2 protein-coding genes and 1 pseudogene are annotated in these 1,206 nt (G+C 43.9%); 2 read left to right on the top strand and 1 reads right to left on the bottom strand.

Translation table 11 applies throughout. The features are described from left to right. Positions 1-203, bottom strand: a pseudogene (locus A3735_RS21310) (IS110 family transposase); the annotation flags it as partial. Between the two features lie 102 nt (positions 204-305). On the opposite strand from A3735_RS21310, the gene A3735_RS21305 reads away from it, so the two are divergent. Together A3735_RS21305 and A3735_RS21300 are read left to right on the top strand one after the other, a co-directional pair. Next, entirely contained in the window at positions 306-644 is a 339-nt protein-coding gene (locus tag A3735_RS21305; protein WP_068637917.1) for a hypothetical protein, read from the top strand. Between the two features lie 89 nt (positions 645-733). Beyond that, a complete protein-coding gene (locus A3735_RS21300; protein ID WP_068634255.1) occupies positions 734-1,054 on the top strand; it encodes a hypothetical protein in 321 nt (106 codons plus the stop codon). The last annotated feature ends 152 nt before the right edge of the window (positions 1,055-1,206 follow it).

Raw genomic sequence — 1,206 nt, 5'->3', positions numbered from 1 at the left:
GGGCCTGCTTCATAAACAAAATGCAGGGTAGCCTGCGGGTATTTGCTTTCAAACTGTCTTGCCATCTTGGTAAGTGATACTTTGGCTGAAGAAACTCTTCCGAGATGCTTTACTTCTGAGCCTCGTTGATCTTCGCAATATGCGACTTCGGTGAACTCCTTATGGGTGTCCAATCCGACAAAAATTATGGTATTGTTTTTCATGGTGCTGGCCTCCGCTTATATGGTATGACACATATATTATGGCTCTGGCTTTGCTAACCCACGATAGGAGGTCAGCACTCTTTTGGGACGTGGGGAGTCATTATGTCTATGATCAAGGAAGTAAAAATGTATAAAGGTGTGCTTATTGTATTCCTACTACTTTTATCAGGGGCCTCTCAAGCCTGTGAGGAATTCCGAAAGCCCAAAGCTCACTTTCCAGTATTAGGTGTTACTCCAGAATTTTTGTCCCAAGAAATGCCGAAAATCATTTCCTTATTAGAGGGCCAAACTATCGTATATATGAGTTTCTGGTCACCCAAGTGCTTAGATGTAATGGCTGGTAAGCTCGAAAGCAGAGAAAACCAAGAAGGCTTTACCTACTATTTCGACAAAAATGATAAAGGCTGGTTTATATCTGGGGCACATAAATGGGGAAGTTAATCATAACCAGTTTAGCCTGCATCGCCCAAGGGAACCTTGGGCTGGACCTCGCTGCGCTCGGCCGCAGCTAAAAGCGTTAGAGTAAAAATATGAAAAAGAAATTAAAGGCAATCTCCATTGTTATTCTAGTAGTCGTAGCCTTTTTAATTGGTGGTGGTTACGGTTACTCAGTTGCTAATAAAGATACTACGGCAAGGTGGTTGTCTAGCACTGCTGGTCAAGCTTTAATAGATCGCTCGCTGGTTAGCGAAGCAATCAAAGATATTGATCATGGCAATGTTATTCAGGCTAGGGAAACTTTAAGCAGTTTGTCCGTGTCTCTTCAAATTCAACTTAAACAATGCGTAGAGTCTGAGCTTTGCCAGGAATCAATTAAGAACAATGCAGCAAAAGTATTCAATCAACTCTAACAAGTTTAGCCTGCCTCGCCCCGGAAAAAGCCCCGGGGCTGGACTCGCTATCGCTCGCCGCAGCTAAAGGCGTTGGTATGACTCCCCACGTCAAGAGGCCCGCACAAAATCCTGCCGGAACCTCGGCCAGAGCCTTTCTTTTTAATTAACAT

Source organism: Oleiphilus sp. HI0061 (genome assembly GCF_001635675.1).
The sequence above is the reverse complement of the archived record's forward strand: the minus strand, read 5'-3'. Positions and strand labels throughout refer to the sequence as shown.

What these genes read in the sequence shown, in the direction of transcription:
- A3735_RS21305 (WP_068637917.1), top strand. Translation starts at nt 306, where the DNA reads ATGTCTATGATCAAGGAAGTAAAAATGTATAAAGGTGTGCTTATTGTA.
- A3735_RS21300 (WP_068634255.1), top strand. Translation starts at nt 734, where the DNA reads ATGAAAAAGAAATTAAAGGCAATCTCCATTGTTATTCTAGTAGTCGTA.